A 19,807-nucleotide genomic window follows, 5' to 3' on the forward strand; every position below is an offset into this window, starting at 1 on the left:
TCAGGGGATCGGCCGTGTCGCCACGGCTTCTGATTGGGTTCCCCGACGGGGAACCGGAGCGTCCGGCCACTCGGCCGATCGATGCCCACCCCAATAGACTAGCAGATATGCGTTGAACGCAATCCTCAAAATACGGCGGGAGGCGCCCTTCCCCCGGCTTCGATCGGGGTGATGGACGGGACGGAACGACGAAAAAGGCCCGGCGGAGGACCGCCGGGCCTTTCGATGGAACGTCGCGCGATGCGATCAGCCGCGACGGGCGCGGATCATGAAGGCGTCGTAGCCGAATTCGGCGATCTGCCACCACAGATATTCGTCGTTGCGGAAGGCAATGACCGAATCATGGAGCTTCTTGAACCACTCGTTCTCCTTGCCGATCTCGGCATAGAGCTCGTTGGCGGCCTTGTAGCAGGCGTCCATGACTTCCGCCGGGAAGGGATGGAGCTGGGCGCCGTTCTGCACCAGACGCTTGAGGGCGCCCGGGTTCTTGGCGTCGTACTTGGCCTGCATGTCGACGTTGGCCATGGCCGCGGCCGAGGTGAGGATCGACTGATAGGTCTTCGGCAGCGAAGCCCACTTCTCCTTGTTGATGAAGAAGTGGATCGCCGCGCCGCCTTCCCACCAACCGGGATAGTAGTAGTGCGGGGCGACCTTGTAGAAGCCGAGCTTCTCGTCGTCGTAGGGACCGACCCACTCGGCGCCGTCGATGGTGCCCTTCTCCAGCGCCGGATAGATGTCGCCGCCGGCGATCATCTGCGGCACCGCGCCGAGCTTGGCGAGGACGCGGCCGGCGATGCCGCCCATGCGCATCTTCAGGCCGGCGATGTCGGCGACCGACTTGATCTCCTTACGGAACCAGCCGCCCATCTGGGTGCCGGTGTTGCCGCCGGGAAGACCGATGAAGTTGTACTTGGCGTAGAACTCGTTCAAGAGCTCGTTGCCGCCGCCATGGTAGAACCAGGCGTTGAGCTGACGGCCGTTGAGGCCGAAGGGCGCCGCCGTGCCCCAGCAGAAGGACGGGTCCTTGCCGACGTAATAGTAGGAGCAGGTGTGGCACATCTCGAGCGTGCCGTTGGTCACGGCGTCCGCGGCCTGCAGGCCCGGGACCAGTTCGCCGGCCGCGAAGACCTGGATCTGGAAATTGCCGTCGGTGGCTTCGGAAACGGCCTTGGCGAGCACTTCGGCGCCGCCGTAGATCGTGTCCAGCGACTTGGGGAAGCTCGACGTCATGCGCCAATTGATCTTGGGCGCGGACTGAGCGATCGCCGGCGCGGCGAGCGTGGTGGTCGCGGCGGCCGCGACGGTGCCGACGCTCGCGTTCTTGAGAAACTGACGGCGCTTCATGGGTGCGTGTCTCCTCGATACCCTACGTTCTCCGCGGACCATGCGTCTTCGGCGCACCTCCCGGTCCACGGCGCGTTCCACGGTTAGACTAGATCCCGCCGCGTCTGACAAGAGGTCGCGAGGCGTTCGCGAATGCTCCGTTCGGCGAGGTTTTCCGGCTCGAGATCACGATCGATCAAGCGCCGCCAGATCTTCCGGCCGATTGAGATTGAGGAACGGGTCACCACATTCGCTCTCGAACGACACGGTGACGAGGCCGCGCGCCTCGACCCAGCGCATCACGCGGCGGATCGAGCCGTCGGCGAGCCCGGCGACGAGGTCGTCGAGCCCGTCGAGACGGTGGAGCGCCGCCACCGGATGGCTGCGGCCCTGCGAGGCGGCGATCGCGACGCGGGCGTCGGGAGCCGCCGCCAGAGCCGCGGCGAGGCGCGCGACGAGATCCGTCGGCAGGTGCGGCGTATCGACCGCGACGGTGGCGAGGAGGTCGATCTCGGGCCGGATCTCGCGCAGGCGCAAGCCGGCGGCGGCGACCCCGGCGAGCGGGCCGGCCGGTTCGGCGAAGGGATCGGCGACGACCTCGACCCCGAAAGGAGCGAACCGCCCGGGGTCGCCGTTGGCGGAGAGAAAGAGCGGCGCCACCTGTGGCGCGAAGCGGTCGACCACATGGGCGAGGAGCGGCCGGCCGCCGAGATCGAGCAGGGCCTTGTCGACCCCACCGAACCGGCGCCCCTGCCCTCCCGCCAGGATCACGCCGGCGATCGGTTCGTGCGAGCGTGAGGGAGGCGTCATGGGCGGGTCCGGGCAGCGGGGCGAAGCGAGGCGCGGATCATGCGTCGGCGAGGCCCGGCGGGCAAGCGCGGGCCGGTAGAGGGTCGCATCCCGCCGCGAGACGCGGTAGAAGACCGGCCTTCCCTTCGCCTCTCGGAGACATCCCGCTCGTGAGCCCCGTCTCGCCCCTGCGTTTCTCGGTCGCGCCGATGATGGACTGGACGGATCGGCATTGCCGGTTCTTCCATCGTCTCCTCACGCGCCGCGCCGCGCTCTTCACCGAGATGGTGACGGCGCCGGCGGTGATCCACGGCGATCGCGATCGGCTGCTCGGGTTTTCGCCCGAGGAGCATCCGGTGGTGTGCCAGCTCGGCGGCTCGGACCCGCGTCAGCTGGCGGAAGCCGCGCGGATCGTCGAGGGGTTCGGCTACGACCAGATCGACCTCAATTGCGGCTGCCCTTCCGACCGGGTCCAGTCGGGCCGCTTCGGCGCCTGTCTGATGGCCGAGCCGGATCTGGTGGCGGAGTGCGTCGATGCGATGCGCGGCGCGGTTTCGCTGCCGGTCTCGGTCAAGTGCCGGATCGGCATCGACGACGCCGAGCCCACCGTGATGCTGCCGGGCTTCGTCGAGAAGGTGGCGGCGGCGGGTGTCGCCTCGCTGACGATCCATGCCCGCAAGGCGTGGCTCCAGGGGCTTTCGCCGAAGGAGAACCGCTCGGTGCCGCCGCTCGACTACGATCTCGTCTTCGCGATCAAGGCCGCTCATCCCACCCTCCCGATCGCCCTCAACGGCGGCATCGGCGATCTCGATCGGGCCGAGGCGCTGCTCGCCCCGCGCGACGGCGTGCGGCTCGACGGGGTGATGCTGGGGCGGGCGGCCTACGACACGCCGGCGCTGCTGGCGGCGGTCGATCGGCGGATCTTCGGCGAGGCGGTCGCCGATCCCGATCCGTTCGAGGTGGTCGAGCGGATGGAGCCCTACGTCGCCGCCCATCTCGCCGAGCCGGGCGCCAAGCTCGGGCAGGTGACGCGCCACATGCTCGGCCTCTTCGCCGGACGGCCGGGCGCGCGGACGTGGCGGCGGATCCTGACGGTGAAGTCGATCGAGAGCGGGGCGGGGCTCGAGGTGTTGCGCGAGGCGCTCGACGCGGTGCGGCGGCCGGTGGCGGAACGCGCAGCCTCGTGAGGGGCGAATTCAGGCGCCGCGCGCGGCCGCCTCGCGGCGCTCGCGCAGGCGGGCCTCCTTCTCGGCATGGGCGGCGCGGCGGGCGGGAAGATCGTCGATGATCTTCGCGCGGCGGGCGTCGGTGAACTTCGTCCACTTGGCGATCTCGTCGATCGTCCGGAAACAGCCGTGACAGACCTTCTCGATCGGATGGAGTTGGCACTGCTTGCGGCAGGGCGAGGCGATCGGGGGGACTTCGGACGGCATCGGCGACCTCTTCGAGACCGGCTCAACATGGGGCGGTCGGGCGGCGCGATCAAGCCGCGCCCCGGCCTCGGTCACATCGAGAGGCCGATCAGCAGGCCGATCTCGGACAGGAGCGTGCCGGCGCCGACGACGTCGCCCGTGACGCCGCCGATCGCGCGCTTGGCCTGAGCGGCGAGCGCGGTGAGAGCGCCGAGCGCGACGCCGAAGGCCGCCAGCGCCTCGGCCGGGCCGACGACGGCCGGCACCACCGCCAGGAAGATCACCGCGGCGACGGCGAAGGCGACGGCGAGCGCCATGGTCTCCGGCCGGCCGACGGACTTCGCCAGACCGTCGGAGCGGGCCGGCGGCAACAGCACCATCAGCGCGAGCGGCGCGACCCGGGCGAGCGGCGCGACGGCGACGAGGAGCAGCGCCGCCCAACCGCCGAAGCGCTCCAGGAGATCGGCGATCAGCGCGACGCGCAGAACGAACTGTGCGGCGAGCGCGACCCCACCGAAGGCACCGATGCGGCTGTCCTTCATGATCGCCAGCCGGCGCTCGGCGGTGCGCCCGCCGGCGAAGGCGTCGGCGACGTCGGCGAGGCCGTCTTCGTGGAAGGCGCCGGTGATCAGGGTGGCGGCGACCACCGTGACGGTGGCGACCACCAGGGCGGAGAGATCGGTGTGATCGAGGAGAGCCGCGATCATCGCCACCGGCGCGACGACGATCAGCGCGGCGAGCGGCAGCATGCGCAGAGCGCGGGCGAAGGGCGGCGGTTCGGCGAGATCGTCGGCGGGGCCGAGACGCGGCAGCGGCAGGCGCGACCAGAAGCGCACCATCGCCGCGGTCTCCGCCAGGAGGCCGGCGAGAAACGTCACGGGTCGGGTCGACGGTTCGCTCACGACTTCCTCCCCCACGATCGCGGACGCCGACGTCCGCTCCCCGCCTTCGTTTCGGACTCCGCTTCGGCTTGCCGCGCGAGCGCCCGAGGTATAGACGGCCCGCACGAGAGCCCTTCAGCCTCACGAGGATCTGCCATGACCGCGCCTTCTCCCTTCGACGACTTCCGCGATCTCGTCAATCTCCTGCCGGATCCGGAGACGGCGGCGGTCGAGGCCTATCGCGCCCGCGACGCGCAACTGACCAAGATCCCGGGCTCGCTCGGCCGGCTCGAGGACATCGCCGAATGGCTCGCGACCGCGACCGGGCAGATTCCGCCCAAGGTGGAGAAGCCGCTGGTCGCGGTCTTCGCCGCCAATCACGGCATCACCGCCAAGGGCGTCTCGGCCTTCCCCTCGGAAGTCACCAAACAGATGGTCGCCAACTACGCCAATGGTGGGGCGGCGATCAATCAGATCTGCATGGTGAGCGACATCGGCCTCAAGGTGTTCGAGCTGGCGCTCGATCTGCCGACCCCGGACATCTCGGAAGAAGACGCCTTCGACGCCCAGGGCTGCGCCGCGACCATGGCCTTCGGCATGGAATCACTCGCCGGCGGCGTCGATCTCCTGTGCCTCGGCGAGATGGGCATCGGCAACACGGCGGTCGCCTCGGCGATCTATCTGGCGCTCTACGGCGGCACCGCCGCCGAATGGGTCGGCCCCGGCACCGGCGTCCAGGGCGCGGCGCTCGCCAACAAGGCGGCGGTGGTGGAACAGGCGGTGCTGCGCATCGGCGGCGAGATGGATCCGTTCGAGATCCTGCGCCGGCTCGGCGGCCGCGAGATCGCGGCGATGGTCGGCGCGATCATCGCCGCGCGTCATCAGAAGGTGCCGGTGGTGGTCGACGGTTTCGTCACCACCGCGGCGGCGGCGCTGGTCCACGCGATGAACCCGCGCGCGATCGACCATTGCCTCTTCGCCCACGTCTCGGCCGAACCGGCGCACGGCAAGGCGCTGAAGGCGATGGGCAAGACCGCGCTCCTCGATCTCGGCATGCGTCTCGGCGAGGGCACCGGCGCGGCGATCGCCGCCTCGATCGTGCGCGCCGCCGCCGCCTGCCACGCGGGCATGGCGACCTTCGCGGAAGCGGGCGTCTCGAACAAGGAGTGAGCCCCGGGGCTCACGGCGGTTCCCGGAGCGGCGGCAGGCGACCCTTGCCGCCGTCTTCACGACCGTCGTCCCCACGACGGCCGACGCACGGCCGTCATCCCCGGCCGAAGCGGAGGGGAAGGGGATCCATTCCCCCAAGGGAGTGCCTCGCGGAGTGCCACACTCGGGGCTCCGTTCCCTCGCCTTCGGCTCGCCGGGAGCGAAGGTGCGGGCGGATGTCGGATGGGGTCGCACGATGGGTCGATCGCCGCTTCGCGGGCCCCCTCATCCGCCCTTCGGGCACCTTCCCCCGCGAGGGAAGAAGGACGGGGCCCGCCCCCCGGCGTTTCGCGCCGATTTCGCTCAGCGACCCGCGCCGGCGCGGCGGACCGGGCGTTCGTCGATGCGCGGCATCACCTCGAGGACGCGCGACTGCGGAATCGTCACCGTCACCTCGGTGCCCTCGCGCAGCTTCGACTTCAAGTCGAAGGTGCCGCCGTGCATGCCGATCAGCGCCTGGACGATGTTGAGGCCGAGGCCGGTGCCCTGCTCGGCCGACTTGATGGCGATCGACCCCTGACCGAAGCGCGACAGGACGATCGGGATCTCCTCCTCGGGGATGCCGGGGCCGGTGTCCTTGACCGCCACGTATTGGCCGCCGCCCGCGGTCCAGCCGACCTTCACGGTGATGGTGCCGCCGGTCGGGGTGAACTTGACCGCGTTGGAGAGCAGGTTGAGGACGATCTGGCGGATGGCGCGCTCGTCGGCCCAGATCTTGGGCATGGCCTCCTCGTATTGCTCGACGATGGTCAGGCCCTTCGAGCGCGCCCGGAGGCCGATCATGTGGGCGCAGTCCTCGACGATGTAGGGCAGCGTCACCGATTCCTCGTTGAGCGAATAGCGCCCCGCCTCGATGCGGGAGATGTCGAGGATCTCGTTGATCAGCTCGAGCAGGTGGCGGCCGCTGTCGTGGATGTCGGCGACGTAGCCGCGATAGGTCTCGTTCTCCATCGGCCCCATGATCTCGTCGCGGATCACCTCGGAGAAGCCGAGGATGGCGTTCAACGGCGTGCGCAATTCGTGGCTCATGGTGGCGAGGAAGCGGGACTTGGCGAAATTGGCCTCCTCCGCCTTGCGCCGGCTCTCGTCGGAGAGGGCGTTGGCGTGTTCCAGCTCGACGATCAGCGCGTCCTTCTCGGCGCGCGCCTCGATCTCGGCGAGCGAGGCGTGGAACAGCCGGTAGCCGAGGCCGATGAAGAAGGCCTGGGTCATCACCGCCATCAGCGCGAAGATCACCGAGGGCGACGGCATCGGCCCGAAGGAGGCGTCGGGGCGCGCGAAATAGCCGAAGACCGTGATCACCGTGATCGGCATGGTCGCGGCGAACATGGCGGCGGGCACGTTGGCGGCGAGCACCGCGCAGACCGCCACCAGGATCATCATCGAGGAGAACTGGAAGACGTCGGTGACGAGTCCGCCGTTGCCCGGGAGAATGAACAGAAGCCCCAGCGACAGGCCGAAGGCACCGTCGAGCGCGGCGAAACGGCGACGCCAGGCCCCGAGTTCGACGTCCTGACGCTCGAGCGCCAGGAAGCGGCCGGCGAAGACCAGCGTCGTCATGTGGCTGATGAGGACGATCACCACCCAGGAGGCGAGCAGGATGCGGTCGGTCCACAGGAAGCCGATCACCGCGATCGCGCCGATCAGCGCGCCGAGCCAGGGCGAGCCGGCGCGGCGCAGCCGAGCGTGCTCGACCATCAGTTCCCAGTCGAAGGCCGGCTTGATGGTGGATCCCGATTCCAGCTGCTCGCGGACGTCGCGCACGGTGCGAGTCATCGAGCGCCGACGCGCGCTGCGCTCGGCGTTTCCGGCGGTCTTGCCGTCGTTGGTGCGGATCGGCGAAACCGCCTCCACGGCCCTTCCCTCTGACCTTGCGTCAATTTGATTTCCGATGCCTCCAGACGCTACGGAGGAATGCTTAACGAAGGTCTCAGAATCACGGTTAACGAAGTCCGAGAGGGGGCCCTCGTGAAATTCTTGCTCGCCCGTCCCCGCTTTCCCACACCGGCGCGACGCTGGGGATATGTCCTCGGCGCGGCGGCGGTCGGGCTCGCCGTGCACATCTGGAACGACTGGTCGGCGGGTCCGCGTTCCGGCGTGCCGGCCGCCGCGCGGGGCATCCTCGCCGGCCGCGCCCGGCTCGCCGACGGCGACAGCGTGACGATCGCCGGGGTGCGGCTGCGACTGGTCGGCATCGACGCGCCGGAGCTGGCTCAGACCTGTGGGCGCGACGGTCGCGCGACCGCCTGCGGCGAGGAGGCGAGAGCCCATCTCGAGGCGCTGATCGGCGGACGGCCGCTCGATTGCGCCTGGGAGCGGCTCGACAAATATGGTCGCGGGCTCGCCCGCTGCCGGGCCGGATCGACCGATCTCGGCGCGGCGATGGTGCGCGACGGCTGGGCGCTCGCCTATGGTGACCACGAGGCCGAGGAGGCGGAGGCACGGCGCCACCGGCGCGGGCTGTGGGCGGGCGACTTCGAACCGCCCGAGGACTTTCGCCGTCGCGAGCGCGGCGACTGAGCCGCAGGGGTGAGGAGACGCCATGACGCAGGATCCGTTGCCGCCGTCGCTGGTGGCGCTCGAGGCGGAGGTCGCCGGCTGTCGCATCTGCCGCGACGCACCGTCGGGCAAACCGTTGCCGCACGAACCGCGCCCGGTGGTGCGGATCTCGGCGACGGCGCGAATCCTGATCGCCGGTCAGGCGCCGGGGGTCAGGGTCCATGCCTCCGGCCTGCCCTTCACCGATCCGTCGGGCGACCGGCTCCGCGCCTGGATGGGGATCGACGAGACGATCTTCTACGACCGCGCGCAAGTCGCGGTGCTGGCGATGGGGTTCTGCTTTCCCGGGCACGACGCCAAGGGCGGCGATCTGCCGCCGCGCCGCGAGTGCGCGCCGGCGTGGCGGGCGCGGCTGATGGCGGCGATGCCGGCGGTCGAGCTGGTTCTGGCGGTGGGGCGGCCGGCGCAGCTGTGGCATCTCGGGCCGCGCGCGGCGGCCTCGCTCACCGAGACCGTCGCCGATTGGCGAGCGATCACGACCGGGACGAGCGGGCCGACGGTGTTTCCCCTGCCCCATCCCTCCTGGCGCAATTCGGCGTGGCTGAAACGGCATTCCTGGTTCGAGGCGGAGGCGATACCGGAACTGCGCCGGCGGGTCGCAGCGGCGCTGACGCATGCTCCCGAACGGGATTCGATTGGGAATTGATTTTTATTTTCCTCGGTCGATTGACCGGAATGGCAAAAAAGATCACGTCTAATGGCGACGGTTTTGGAAATTCATACCCTTCACTCGGAGCCTTCGCCGTGATCGACCGCATCGACCGCAAGATCCTTCAGGTCCTGCAAGAGGACTGCACGGTGCCCGTCGCCGAGATCGGCCGGCGGGTCGGCCTGTCGACGACGCCGTGCTGGCGGCGGATCCAGAAGCTCGAGGAGGACGGGATCATCCTGCGCCGGGTGGCGGTGCTCGATCCCAAACAGGTCAACACCAAGGTGACCGCCTTCGTCTCGATCACCACCAACACCCATTCCGACGATTGGCTGAAGCGCTTCGCCGAGGTGGTGGCGCAGATGCCGGAGGTGGTCGAATTCTACCGGATGGCCGGGCAGGTCGATTATCTCCTCAGGGTGGTGGTGCCGGACATCGAGGCCTACGACGCCTTCTACAAGCGTCTGATCGCCAAGATCGACATCGCCGACGTCTCCACCACCTTCGCGATGGAGCAGATCAAGTACACCACCGCCCTGCCGCTCCAATACGTGCCGGTGGAAAAGCCGGGACCGGAGAAGTCGAGCGGCTGACGCCCCCTCGTCGGGCGGGCGGCGTCGGCATTCCTCCTGAAGCGCGGCCGCGTTTCTTCGACTATGGTGCGTGACCTCCGAGGTCGCGATGTTCGAAGACGGGACGACGGCATGGACCAGATGCGACGGCTCCACGACGTCGTGGCGGCGAACGAAGATCGGCTCACGGCGCGGATCATCGACTACGCCAAGGCGCGCGGCTACACGCCCTTCACCTCGACGCTCGAGCAGGCGTGGCGCGCCTCGATCCGGGGGCTCTCGACGCCGCTCCTGGCGGTTCTGGCGGAGGGGCGGGCCTGCACCGCCGTGGTCGCGGAGGCCGAATACGGGCGCGACCCCATCGCCTTCTACGGCATCGAGGCGGCGCGCCGGCATCGCACCCGTGGCATCACCCTCGGCCTCTTCCTCGGTCTGATGAAGAGCTATCGGCGGACCTACCTCGATCTCGCCTGCGACGAGGCGGCGGACGACGACGAGCGACGCGCCTGGGTCGCGGTGATCGAGAATTTCTTCGACCGGATGGAGGTCGGGTTCTGCGACGAGTGGGCGGATCATTCGGCGGTCGAGGACGTCGAGCAGCTGCGCGCGCAGAACCGGCTGATCACCAACGAGAAGAACCGCTATCTCACGATCTTCGAGAGCCTCGACGATCCGGTCTTCCTCATCGGCGAGAACGGCCGGGTGGAGAACATGAACCATGCCGCCGCGCGGCTCTTCGCGGTGACGCGGACCCCGGGCGCCGGCTATTACGGCGGCGCCTCGCTCGATCTGACGGCGCTGCTCGGCTTCGACGTGGAGAGCTGCCGGGAGCCGGTGTGCGAACGCGAGCTCGACACCCGCCTCGGCCGGCGGTGGTTCGACATCCGCAGGCAACGCATGCTCGACGTCTCCGAGAAATATCTCGGTACCGTCGTCATCCTCGTCGACGTCACCGAATATCGCAAGGCGAAGGAGGAGGCGGAGGCGGCCAACCGGGCGAAGTCCGCCTTCCTCGCCAACATGAGCCATGAGATCCGCACGCCGATCCACGGCATTCTCGGGGTCGCGGAACTGCTGCGGGCGAGCCCGCTCGACGAGACCACCCGCGAGCGCGCCGAGGCGGTCGGGCGATCGGCGGAGATCCTCTCCTCGGTCGTCGCCGACATTCTCGACTATTCCAAGATCGAGGCCGGCGTGCTCGATCTCGAACACGTCGCCTTCCCGGTCGCGGCGGTGGTCGACGCCGTCGTCGGCCTGATGCGGCCGATGGCGCGGCGCAAACCCGACCTCGATCTCGTGGTCGATCTCACGGCGCCGGCGACGGTCGTCGGCGATCCCGGCAAGCTGCGGCAGATCCTGCTCAATCTCGTCGGCAACGCGGTGAAGTTCACCCCCGCCGGCACCATCCGCCTCTCGGTCGAGGATCTCGGCGGCTCGGTCGAGACGCGGGTCCTGCGCTTCGTCGTCGCCGACACCGGCATCGGCATCGCGCCGGAGCGCCACGAGGCGGTCTTCGAGCCCTTCACCCAATCCGACGGATCGATCGCGCGCCGCTACGGCGGCACCGGCCTCGGCCTCGCGATCTGCCGGCGCCTCGTCGATCTGATGGGCGGGCACATGACGCTCGACAGCCGGCCCGGCGAGGGCAGCCGCTTCTCCTTCACCGTTCCCTTCGCGAACGGCGCGAGCACCTCGCCCGCCGCCGCGAACGGGACCGGCGCCCCGGCGGCCCTGCCGACGCGCGCGCTCGAGGTGCTGGTGGTCGAGGACAACGAGGTCAACGCCCTGGTCGCGCGCGGCCTGCTCGAACGCGCCGGCCATCATCCGGTGATCGCGGCGACCGGCGAGGCGGCGGTCGCCGCGGCCGCGGTCCACGACTTCGACATCGTTCTGATGGACATCCGTCTGCCCGACATCGACGGGCTCGAGGCGACGCGGCGCATCCGTGGGCTCGCCGACCGGCGCCGCGCGGCTGTGCCGATCGTCGCCCAATCGGCGCAGGCGCTGCACGACGACATCGAGGCGTGCCTGGCGGCGGGCATGAACGACTTTCTCGGCAAGCCGTTCCGCGCCGCCCGCCTGGAGGCGCTCCTGCGCCGGGTGCTCGGCGTCGCCTCGCCGGCCTCCGGGGCGGCCGGCCCGCTCGCAAGCCCCGGCGCCGATGCCGCGATCGACCGGCGCGTCCTCGCCGAACACGTCGCCGTGCTCGGCTTCGACGAGGCGGAGCGGATCGTCGAGACGTGGCGGCGCACCACCGCGCCGGTCGACGGCGACCTCGTCCGCGCCGTCGCGAAGGGAGCTCGGATCGAGGTGGCGGAGATCGCCCATCGGCTGAAGAGTTCGTCGCGCCACGTCGGGCTCACCGGACTGTCCGATCGCGCCGCCCAGGTCGAGCGGCTCGCCCGCGCCGACGCGGGCCGGATCGACGAGCCGGTCGACGATCTCCTCGGCGTCCTCGTCGCCGCTCGCACCGCGCTCGACGGCGCCTGGGAGACGATCGCGGCGGGTCAGCCGGCGAAGACGTAACCGATGCCGTGGACGGTGATGATCAGTTTCGGATGCGCCGGATCGGCCTCGATCTTGCGGCGCAGCCGACCGATCAGGACGTCGACGGTGCGGTCGAGCGGATCGCGGTCGCGCCGGCTGACGTGATCGATCAGCGCGTCGCGGGTGAAGATGCGGCCGCGATGGGAGACGAGCGTCGCCAGGAGCTCGAATTCGGCCCGGGTCAGGCGCACCTCGCGTCCGGCCTCGTCGGTCAGGCTCCAATGGGGGATGTCGAGCCGCCAGCCGGAGAAATACTTGATCGACTCGTCCTCGCGCACCAACCGCGCGGCGGCGACGCGGCGCGCGAGATTCTTGGTGCGCGGCAGGAGCTCGCGCATGTCGTAGGGCTTGGTGACGTAGTCGTCGGCGCCGAGTTCAAGCGCCACGATGCGATCGACCTGATCGTCGCGGCCGGTCACCATGATGACCCCCACCTCGGACTGCCGGCGCAACTCCCGCAGGAGTGACAGGCCGTCCTCTCCCGGCAGGTTGATGTCGAGCAGAATCACCGCGACGTCGCCGCCGGCGAAGACCCGCCGCATCGCCTCGCCGTTCTCCGCTTCCGAAACGCGATGGTTGTCCTTGCGCAGATAGGCGGCGAGCGTCTGGCGAGAGACCGGATCGTCTTCGACGACGAGGACGTGGTGGATTTTGTTCATGGGATCTCAAGAACAGCGGCGCGCGAGATCCGTCAAGACGGCGGCGTCGGCGGTTCACATCCGTTTACAATTCTCTACATCGCGTTCATCGCTCGAGCGAAAGCCGTTCACCGCCCCGGCCCATGGTCCTCCCCGACGCAAATCGGTCGAGGGAAACAGAGCCGTGTGGAAGAAGGCACTCGATCTCCTGAAGCGCCCGACCTCGCTGGGATTGGCCGGAACGGTGGGCATCGCCGTCGGCATCATCGGCTGGGGGGGCTTCAACACCGCCATGGAGGCGACCAACAGCCTCGAATTCTGCATCTCCTGTCATGAGATGCGGAACACGGTCTTCGAGGAATACAAGAAGACCATCCACTATTCGAACCCGGCCGGCGTACGGGCGATCTGTTCGGATTGCCACGTGCCGAAGGACTGGACGCACAAGATCGTCCGCAAGGTCCAGGCTTCGAAGGAACTGTGGGGCAAGGTCACCGGCTACATCGACACGCCCGAGAAGTTCGAGGAACACCGCCTCGAGCTCGCCAAGCACGAATGGGCGCGGATGAAGGCCTCCGACAGCCGCGAGTGCCGCAACTGCCACTCCTTCGAGGCGATGGACTTCGCCCATCAGAAGAAGAAGGAAGCCTCCGACCAGATGCAGAAGGCCTGGAAGGAAGGCGGCACCTGCATCGACTGTCACAAGGGCATCGCCCACAAGCTGCCGGACATGACGACCGGCTACAAGTCGATCTTCTCCGCGCTGGTCGACGCCTCCAAGGGCGCCACCTATGCCGCCGGCGACAAGCCGACGTCGCTCGTCACCAAGGGGTTCTGGCTCGAGAAGCCGGCCTCCGAGAGCGCCGCCGTCGACGGGCGCCTGCTCGCGCCGACCCCGGTCGAGGTGCTCGCCCGAGACGGCGACTTCCTGAAGGTGAAGATCTCCGGCTGGCAGCAGGAGGGCGCCGAACGGATGCTCTATGCCCTCCAGGGCAAACGCATCTTCGTCGCCGCTCTCGGGTCCGACACGCTCGACAAGGTCGAGCACGGCAAGACCATGACCGACCCCGACACCGAGCAGAAGTGGACCGAGGCCTCGCTCGGCGCCTGGATCTCCTCGGCGATGCTGACCCGCAACACGCCCGAACTCGAGTCGTTCGGCGCGGAAATGTACAACGCCTCCTGCGGCCTCTGTCACGCCGCGCCGCAGACCGGCCACTATCTCGCCAACCAGTGGATCGGCAATCTCAATGCGATGAAGCGCTTCGTGGCGCTCGACGACGAGCAGTTCCGCTTCCTCCAGAAATGGGTGCAGCTCAACGCCGGAGACACGGGAGGTCACAAATGACCGACCTCTCCTCCGTCCGCGCTCGCCCCGCCGCCACCCCGGCCGCCCTCCTCCTCGACGCCACCGAGGACGCGGCCTCCCTCCTCCTCCTCCTGGCCGGGCTGTTCGCGGCTCCGCCGGAGGAGGGGACCTTCCTCTCGCTCCGCCGGGGCGCCGCGGCCGATCTCCTGACGCGCCTCGCCGACGGCGCGACGCTCGCCGCGCCGATCGCCGCCTTCCGGGCGACGATCGAGACCCCCGAGGACGAGGCGACACTGGCGCGCCGGCTCGCCCCGGTCTTCGGGCTCCTCTTCCTCGGCCTCGGCGGTCCGTCGACCGTCGCGCCCTACGAGTCGGTCCATCGCTGCGGCGGGCGAATGTGGCAGGCCCCGACCGGCGAGATGGAACGGCTGCTCGCCGCGCACGATCTCTCGGCCGCGCTCGAGCGTGAACCGGCCGACCACCTGTCGATCGAGACCGCCTTCCTCGCCCGTCTCGTGGCGATCGGCCATCCCGATCGCCACGCCCTCGCCCGGCGCCTCGGCGCCTGGGTGCCGACCTTCGCCGACGACCTCGCCCATGCCGACGGCACCGGCGTCTTCGCCGCCGCAGCCCGCCTGCTCGTCGCCGCGATCGAGCACGCCTCCGACGCATCCACTCCTCGAAACGAACCCCGAAAGGCGTGACGACGATCACGCGACAACGAAGGAGAGACCGATGTCCATCGTCTCCGACACGGAATTCCAGGCCGAAATGTCCAGGCGCAGCCTGCTCGGATGGGGATTGGCCGCGGGCGTCTTCGGCTTCGCCGGCCCGTCGCTGCTCTCGGTCGGCGCCCGTGCCGCCACGCCCGACGGCGAGGTGCTGACCGGCAGCCACTGGGGCGCCTTCCGCGCCAAGGTCGAAGGCGGTCGCGTCGTCTCGGTGAAGCCCTGGGAGAAGGATCCGGCGCCGAGCCATCAGCTCGCCGGCGTCCTCGACAGCATCTATTCGCCGACCCGCATCAAATATCCGATGGTGCGCCGCGCCTGGCTCGAGAAGGGCCCCGGCGCTGCGCCTGAGACCCGGGGCGCCGGCGACTTCGTGCGCGTGACCTGGGATCAGGCGATCGATCTCATCGCCAAGGAACTGCAGCGGGTCGAGAAGACCTACGGCCCGACCGCGACCTTCGCCGGGTCCTACGGCTGGAAGAGTCCGGGCCGGCTGCACAACTGCCAGAGCCTGCTCCGGCGGATGATGAACCTCAAGGGCAACTTCGTGAACGCCTCCGGCGACTATTCGACCGGCGCGGCGCAGGTGATCATGCCGCATGTCGTCGGCACGCTCGAGATGTACGAGCAGCAGACGGTGTGGCCGGTCGTCGTCGCCGAGACCCAGCTGATGGTGTTCTGGGGCGCCGACCCGATGGTCACCAACCAGATCAGCTGGACGATCGGCGATCATGGCGGCTACGAGGGCATGAAGGCGCTCAAGGCCAAGGGCACCAAGGTCATCTGCATCGATCCGGTCAAGACCGAGACCTGTGACTTCTTCGGCGCCCAGTGGATCGCGCCGCGCCCGCAGACCGACGTCGCGCTGATGCTCGGCATCGCCCATACGCTCGTCGTCGAGAAGCTCCACGACGAGAAGTTCCTGAAGGACTACACCGCCGGCTTCGACAAGTTCCTGCCCTATCTGATGGGCGAGACCGACAAGCAGCCGAAATCGGCCGAGTGGGCCGCCGAGATCTGCGAAGTGCCCGCCGAGACGATCAAGGAACTGGCGCGGGCCTTCGCCAAGAACCGCACCATGCTCGCCGGCGGCTTCTCGCTGCAGCGCCAGCACTACGGCGAGCAGCGCCACTGGATGCTCGTCACCCTCGCGGCGATGCTCGGCCAGATCGGTCTGCCCGGCGGCGGCTTCGGCTTCTCCTATCACTATGCCAACGGCGGCGCGCCGTCGGCCGACGCGCCGGTGCTGACCGGCATCACCGACGGCGGCAAGGCCAAGGAAGGCGCCGCCTGGATGACGGAGGCGGGTGCCGCGACCATCCCCTGCGCCCGTGTCGTCGACATGTTGATGAACCCCGGCAAGGAATTCGACTTCAACGGCAAGAAGGCCAAGTACCCCAACGTCAAGATGGCCTATTGGGTCGGCGGCAATCCGTTCGCCCACCATCAGGACCGCAACCGTCAGGTCGCCGCCTTCCAGAAGCTCGACACCTTCGTGGTGCAGGACTTCCAGTGGACCCCGACCGCCCGCTTCGCCGACATCGTCCTTCCGGCGACCACCTCCTACGAGCGCAACGACATCGAGAGCGTCGGCGACTATGCCGGCTCGGCGATCCTGGCGATGAAGAAGGTGATCGAGCCGGTGTTCGAATCGAAGACCGACTACGAGATCTTCGCGCTGATCTCCGAGAAGCTCGGCAAGGGCAAGGAGTTCACCGAAGGCAAGAGCGAGATGGACTGGATCAAGTCGTTCTACGACGCCGCTCTGACCCAGGCCAAGGCCAAGAAGATCGCCATGCCGGAGTTCGACGCCTTCTGGAACGGCGCCGGTGTGGTCGAATTCCCGGTCACCGTCGGCAAGACCTTCGTGCGCTACGGCAAGTTCCGTGAGGATCCGCTCCTCAACCCGCTCGGCACGCCGTCTGGCAAGATCGAGATCTACTCGAAGAACATCGAGAAGATGGGTTACGACGACTGCGGTCCGCATCCGATGTGGTACGAGCCGGTGGAGCGCCTCGGCGGTCCGACGACCAAGTACAAGCTGCACGTCGACACCAGCCACCCGAAGAGCCGTCTGCATTCCCAGCTCTGCGGGACCTCGCTGCGCGAGACCTACGCGATCGCCGGTCACGAGCCCTGCCTCATCAACACGAAGGACGCGGAAGCGCGCGGCATCAAGGACGGCGACGTCGTCCGCGTCTACAACGATCGCGGTCAGATCCTCGCCGGCGCCAAGGTGAGCGACGCCATTCGTCCGGGCGTGATCCGGGTCAACGAAGGCGGCTGGTACGATCCGCTGGAAGGCGGCAAGCCCGGAACGCTCTGCCGCTACGGCGACGCCAACGTCCTCACCGTCGACATCGGCACGTCCAAACTCGCTCAGGGCAACTGCGGTCACACCGCCGTCGGCGAGGTCGAGAAATACACCGGCCCCACCGTCACCATCGGCGTCTTCACCGCCCCGAAGGGCGCCGCCTGAGCCTCCCCGTCCGGGCGGCTCGCCCCCGCCCGGACGCACCTCCGGCTCGGAGGGGGAACCCCCTCCGAGCCCTTCCCCTGGAGACCCCCGTCATGATGATCTTCGGCCTCGTCGGTCGCAGCGGTTCGGGCAAGACCACGCTGATGGAACGGCTGCTGCCCATCGTCCGTTCGCACGGCCCGACGGTCTCCACCGTCAAACACGCCCATCACGGGTTCGACATCGACAGGCCGGGCAAGGATTCCCGGCGCCATCGCGAGGCCGGGGCCGAGGAGGTCCTTCTGATCTCCGGCGGCCGGTGGGCGCTCCTCCACGAGGTGCGCGAAGAGGCCGAACCGACGCTCGAGGATCTGTTGCCGCGACTGGCGCCGGTCGATCTCGTCCTCGTCGAGGGCTTCCACACCCACGGCCTCCCGTCGATCGAGGTGCACCGCCCGAGCGCGGGTCATGCCCTGATGTGGCGGCCGGGCTCGCCGATCGTCGCCGTCGCCTCCGACGTGCCGGTGGTCGGCCTCGGCGTGCCGCGGCTCGATCTGAACCGGCCGGAGACGGTGGCGCGCTTCATTCTCGCCCGTCTCGGCGAGACCGCATCGCCCGCGCTCGTCGCGCGCGGCTGAGGCGCCCGCTCGCCCCTCCGTTCCCGTCCCCCGCTCCTCCTTCGGCGGTCCCCACCCGTGGAGACCGCCGCATCGCCTGAGGCGCGCGCGAAGGCCGCGCTTGTGGTCGACGGGCGGCTCGCCCACAATGGCGCACCGAGAGGCCTCGCCCGAGGGGCCGCGCAACGGAACGGATGCATGATCGCCACCTCTCGCCCCTCGCCCGGCCGCCGGTACGGTCCGATCGCCGTTCTGACGGTGGGATTGGTGCTCACCGCCTGCTCCGGCCGCCCCGAGGGCGTCCTCGGGGTCACCGGACCGCTGCCGCCGGGAGCCTCGACGGTCGACATGCTGGTGGTGACCACCCGCGAGCCGGTCGACGACGAGACCCGCCTCTTCAACGGCGAGCGCGGCAAGACGATCCATCAGACCGAGATGGTGGTGTCGATCCCGCCGGATCCGCAGCGCAAGGTCGGCGAGGTCGAATGGCCGAGTTCGACGCCGCCGGATCCGACCCGCTCCTTCGCGGTGATCCGCCGGGTCGAGCACGACGAGGCCGGCGCCGAGGCGTGGTTCCGCCGGGTCGGCAACGGCCGGGCTCTGATCTTCGTGCACGGGTTCAACACCCGCTACGACGACGCGGTGTTCCGCTTCGCCCAGTTCGTCCACGATTCCGGCACCGACTTCACACCGATCCTGTTCACCTGGCCGTCGCGCGGCACGCTGGTCGCCTACAATTACGATCGCGAGAGCACCAATTATTCGCGCGACGCCTTCGAGGCCCTGATCCGGGCGGCGGCGGCCGACCGCGACATCTCGCAGATCTCGATCCTCGCCCATTCGATGGGGACGTGGCTGACGATGGAGACGCTGCGCCAGATCGCCATCAAGGACGGCCGCCTGCCGGCCAAGATCCACGACGTGGTGCTGGCGGCCCCCGACATCGACGGCGACGTGTTCCGCCGCCAGATCGCCCGGCTCGGCCAGCCACGGCCGAGGGTGTCGCTGTTCGTGTCGCGCGACGACAAGGCGCTCGACGTCTCCAGGCTCATCGCCGGCGACGTCGACCGGGTCGGCGCGATCGACCCCCGGGTCGAGCCGTGGAAGTCGACGCTCGAGAAGGAGAACGTCCACGTCTTCGATCTCACCGACGTCTCCACGTCCGACCGGCTCGCCCACGGCAAGTTTGCCGCCGACGGCGACGTGGTGCGGCTGATCGGCAGCCGCCTGATCGCCGGGCAACCGATCTCCGACAGCCGCGTCGGGTTCGGCGACCGGGTCGGCGGGGTGGTGTCGGGGACCTTCGGCGCGGTCGGCGGCGTCGCCGGCACGGTGGTCGGCGCGCCCTTCACGGTGATCGGCGCGGGGCGCTGAGGCGCAGCGCTCAGCCCCCGTCGCCCGGGGCGCCGTCGTCGGTGTCGTCGTCGCGACGGCCCTCGGCGGTCTTGCCGGCCTTTTCCGTCCTTTCCGCCTTGGTCGCCTTCCCCGCCTTCTCGTCCTTGCCGTTCCGCTCGCCGTCGTCGGCGCCGAGCCAACCGGGCAGGTCCTGGGCCTCGTCGAGGCGGGCGAGACGGCGGGCGAGATCGGTGGCGAGACCGACGTCGGTCTCGATCAGGCGGCGGCTCATGAAGGAGCGGAAATAGTCGCCCCACATGAATTCCTGGAACGGCGTGTCGAGGTCGGCGAAGGCCTTGCCGCGCACCCGCCGCGCCAGGGTGCGCCAGGGGTTGTCGGTCAGGCGCGAGACGTGATCGGGGATCGCGGCGAAGGGGCGGCGATTGCCGTCGGCGTCGATCGGCCAGCACAGGGCCTCGTCGTCCATGCGCGTCCAGAAGGTCTTCACGTCCAGGCGCGACCAGTCGGCGACGCAGAGGCCGAGCATCGCGTGGGGCTTGTTCTCCTCCCACAGGGCGCGGACGAGATGGTGGTGATCGGTCATGTAGACGCGCCCCTCCGGGCCGATCACGTGGGGCACCGCCTTGCGCTCGAGATAGGCGGCGAGATCGGCGGCGTTCATCGCCGCGATCTTGGCGCGGCGGCGGCGGACGTCGTCCATCCCGAGGGTCAGCTGGGTCGGCCGCAGACGGTCGAGGGCAATGGGAGCGGTCATGGGGAG

General features: G+C 69.2%; 18 protein-coding genes. 11 read left to right on the top strand and 7 right to left on the bottom strand.

Annotation, left to right across the window (positions count from 1 at the left end):
• Nucleotides 1–246 precede the first annotated feature (246 nt).
• Together J3S89_RS03510 and mobA are read right to left on the bottom strand one after the other, a co-directional pair.
• Nucleotides 247–1,344: a TRAP transporter substrate-binding protein gene (locus J3S89_RS03510; RefSeq protein ID WP_217926089.1), complete on the bottom strand. Its 1,098-nt coding sequence runs from the start codon at nt 1,342–1,344 to the stop codon at nt 247–249.
• 165 nt (nt 1,345–1,509) lie between these two features.
• Nucleotides 1,510–2,133, bottom strand: a complete 624-nt coding sequence (gene mobA / locus J3S89_RS03515) for a molybdenum cofactor guanylyltransferase MobA (protein ID WP_217926090.1) — start codon at nt 2,131–2,133, stop codon at nt 1,510–1,512.
• Between the two features lie 149 nt (nt 2,134–2,282).
• Between mobA and dusA the strand changes: the two genes are divergently transcribed.
• Nucleotides 2,283–3,299 carry a tRNA dihydrouridine(20/20a) synthase DusA gene (gene dusA, locus J3S89_RS03520; protein ID WP_338019775.1) on the top strand — a complete coding sequence of 339 codons (1,017 nt, stop codon included), beginning with the start codon at nt 2,283–2,285 and terminating at the stop codon, nt 3,297–3,299.
• A gap of 9 nt (nt 3,300–3,308) precedes the next feature.
• Here dusA and J3S89_RS03525 read toward each other — a convergent pair whose 3' ends face one another.
• Together J3S89_RS03525 and cobS are read right to left on the bottom strand one after the other, a co-directional pair.
• On the bottom strand, nt 3,309–3,545 hold the full coding sequence (locus J3S89_RS03525; RefSeq protein ID WP_217926091.1) for a DUF1289 domain-containing protein: 237 nt from the start codon (nt 3,543–3,545) through the stop codon (nt 3,309–3,311).
• A gap of 71 nt (nt 3,546–3,616) precedes the next feature.
• Complete coding sequence (gene cobS, locus J3S89_RS03530) at nt 3,617–4,426, bottom strand: adenosylcobinamide-GDP ribazoletransferase (RefSeq protein WP_230488934.1); 810 nt, start codon at nt 4,424–4,426, stop codon at nt 3,617–3,619.
• Between the two features lie 135 nt (nt 4,427–4,561).
• On the opposite strand from cobS, the gene cobT reads away from it, so the two are divergent.
• Nucleotides 4,562–5,575: a nicotinate-nucleotide--dimethylbenzimidazole phosphoribosyltransferase gene (cobT, locus tag J3S89_RS03535; protein WP_217926092.1), complete on the top strand. Its 1,014-nt coding sequence runs from the start codon at nt 4,562–4,564 to the stop codon at nt 5,573–5,575.
• Nucleotides 5,576–5,917: 342 nt separating this feature from the next.
• On the opposite strand, the gene J3S89_RS23470 is transcribed toward cobT, so the two are convergent.
• Nucleotides 5,918–7,468, bottom strand: a complete 1,551-nt coding sequence (locus J3S89_RS23470; RefSeq protein WP_338019776.1) for a sensor histidine kinase — start codon at nt 7,466–7,468, stop codon at nt 5,918–5,920.
• Between the two features lie 114 nt (nt 7,469–7,582).
• Between J3S89_RS23470 and J3S89_RS03545 the strand changes: the two genes are divergently transcribed.
• The 4 genes from J3S89_RS03545 to J3S89_RS03560 all read left to right on the top strand — a co-directional run bounded on the left by J3S89_RS03545 (nt 7,583) and on the right by J3S89_RS03560 (nt 11,920).
• Nucleotides 7,583–8,134 (top strand): thermonuclease family protein, encoded by a 552-nt coding sequence (locus J3S89_RS03545; RefSeq protein WP_217926093.1) that lies wholly within the window; start codon nt 7,583–7,585, stop codon nt 8,132–8,134.
• Nucleotides 8,135–8,156: 22 nt separating this feature from the next.
• Nucleotides 8,157–8,819: a uracil-DNA glycosylase family protein gene (locus J3S89_RS03550; protein WP_217926094.1), complete on the top strand. Its 663-nt coding sequence runs from the start codon at nt 8,157–8,159 to the stop codon at nt 8,817–8,819.
• 101 nt (nt 8,820–8,920) lie between these two features.
• Nucleotides 8,921–9,415: an Lrp/AsnC family transcriptional regulator gene (locus tag J3S89_RS03555; RefSeq protein ID WP_476643701.1), complete on the top strand. Its 495-nt coding sequence runs from the start codon at nt 8,921–8,923 to the stop codon at nt 9,413–9,415.
• A 111-nt stretch (nt 9,416–9,526) separates the two neighbouring features.
• Nucleotides 9,527–11,920: a hybrid sensor histidine kinase/response regulator gene (locus J3S89_RS03560; RefSeq protein WP_217926096.1), complete on the top strand. Its 2,394-nt coding sequence runs from the start codon at nt 9,527–9,529 to the stop codon at nt 11,918–11,920.
• On the opposite strand, the gene dorR is transcribed toward J3S89_RS03560, so the two are convergent.
• Nucleotides 11,902–12,600 carry a two-component system response regulator DorR gene (dorR, locus tag J3S89_RS03565; protein ID WP_217926097.1) on the bottom strand — a complete coding sequence of 233 codons (699 nt, stop codon included), beginning with the start codon at nt 12,598–12,600 and terminating at the stop codon, nt 11,902–11,904. The genes J3S89_RS03560 and dorR overlap by 19 nt on opposite strands.
• A 163-nt stretch (nt 12,601–12,763) precedes the next feature.
• On the opposite strand from dorR, the gene J3S89_RS23350 reads away from it, so the two are divergent.
• From J3S89_RS23350 to J3S89_RS03590, 5 genes are all read left to right on the top strand, one after another.
• On the top strand, nt 12,764–13,927 hold the full coding sequence (locus J3S89_RS23350) for a NapC/NirT family cytochrome c (protein ID WP_338019777.1): 1,164 nt from the start codon (nt 12,764–12,766) through the stop codon (nt 13,925–13,927).
• A complete protein-coding gene (locus tag J3S89_RS03575) occupies nt 13,924–14,592 on the top strand; it encodes a molecular chaperone TorD family protein (protein ID WP_217926099.1) in 669 nt (222 codons plus the stop codon). The genes J3S89_RS23350 and J3S89_RS03575 overlap by 4 nt, the downstream gene beginning before the upstream one ends.
• A gap of 31 nt (nt 14,593–14,623) precedes the next feature.
• The gene (torA, locus tag J3S89_RS03580; RefSeq protein ID WP_217926100.1) at nt 14,624–17,095 is read left to right on the top strand and encodes a trimethylamine-N-oxide reductase TorA; all 2,472 of its coding nucleotides are present in this window, start codon (nt 14,624–14,626) and stop codon (nt 17,093–17,095) included.
• A gap of 92 nt (nt 17,096–17,187) precedes the next feature.
• The gene (gene mobB / locus J3S89_RS03585; protein WP_217926101.1) at nt 17,188–17,712 is read left to right on the top strand and encodes a molybdopterin-guanine dinucleotide biosynthesis protein B; all 525 of its coding nucleotides are present in this window, start codon (nt 17,188–17,190) and stop codon (nt 17,710–17,712) included.
• Between the two features lie 177 nt (nt 17,713–17,889).
• Nucleotides 17,890–19,065 carry an alpha/beta hydrolase gene (locus tag J3S89_RS03590; RefSeq protein ID WP_217926102.1) on the top strand — a complete coding sequence of 392 codons (1,176 nt, stop codon included), beginning with the start codon at nt 17,890–17,892 and terminating at the stop codon, nt 19,063–19,065.
• A gap of 10 nt (nt 19,066–19,075) precedes the next feature.
• Here the strand turns inward: J3S89_RS03590 and J3S89_RS03595 are convergent, their stop codons facing one another.
• Nucleotides 19,076–19,801, bottom strand: coding sequence for a ParB-like protein (locus tag J3S89_RS03595; RefSeq protein ID WP_217926103.1), 726 nt, complete (start codon nt 19,799–19,801; stop codon nt 19,076–19,078).
• Between the last annotated feature and the right edge of the window lie 6 nt (nt 19,802–19,807).

It is taken from the genome of Pinisolibacter aquiterrae, from assembly GCF_019160155.1.
GTDB lineage: Bacteria > Pseudomonadota > Alphaproteobacteria > Rhizobiales > Ancalomicrobiaceae > Pinisolibacter > Pinisolibacter aquiterrae.

Coding starts and splice junctions, on each gene's coding strand:
- J3S89_RS03510 (WP_217926089.1), bottom strand. CDS start 1,344: ATGAAGCGCCGTCAGTTTCTCAAGAACGCGAGCGTCGGCACCGTCGCG.
- mobA (WP_217926090.1), bottom strand. CDS start 2,133: ATGACGCCTCCCTCACGCTCGCACGAACCGATCGCCGGCGTGATCCTG.
- J3S89_RS03525 (WP_217926091.1), bottom strand. CDS start 3,545: ATGCCGTCCGAAGTCCCCCCGATCGCCTCGCCCTGCCGCAAGCAGTGC.
- cobT (WP_217926092.1), top strand. CDS start 4,562: ATGACCGCGCCTTCTCCCTTCGACGACTTCCGCGATCTCGTCAATCTC.
- J3S89_RS03550 (WP_217926094.1), top strand. CDS start 8,157: ATGACGCAGGATCCGTTGCCGCCGTCGCTGGTGGCGCTCGAGGCGGAG.
- J3S89_RS03560 (WP_217926096.1), top strand. CDS start 9,527: ATGGACCAGATGCGACGGCTCCACGACGTCGTGGCGGCGAACGAAGAT.
- dorR (WP_217926097.1), bottom strand. CDS start 12,600: ATGAACAAAATCCACCACGTCCTCGTCGTCGAAGACGATCCGGTCTCT.
- J3S89_RS03575 (WP_217926099.1), top strand. CDS start 13,924: ATGACCGACCTCTCCTCCGTCCGCGCTCGCCCCGCCGCCACCCCGGCC.
- torA (WP_217926100.1), top strand. CDS start 14,624: ATGTCCATCGTCTCCGACACGGAATTCCAGGCCGAAATGTCCAGGCGC.
- mobB (WP_217926101.1), top strand. CDS start 17,188: ATGATGATCTTCGGCCTCGTCGGTCGCAGCGGTTCGGGCAAGACCACG.
- J3S89_RS03590 (WP_217926102.1), top strand. CDS start 17,890: ATGATCGCCACCTCTCGCCCCTCGCCCGGCCGCCGGTACGGTCCGATC.
- J3S89_RS03595 (WP_217926103.1), bottom strand. CDS start 19,801: ATGACCGCTCCCATTGCCCTCGACCGTCTGCGGCCGACCCAGCTGACC.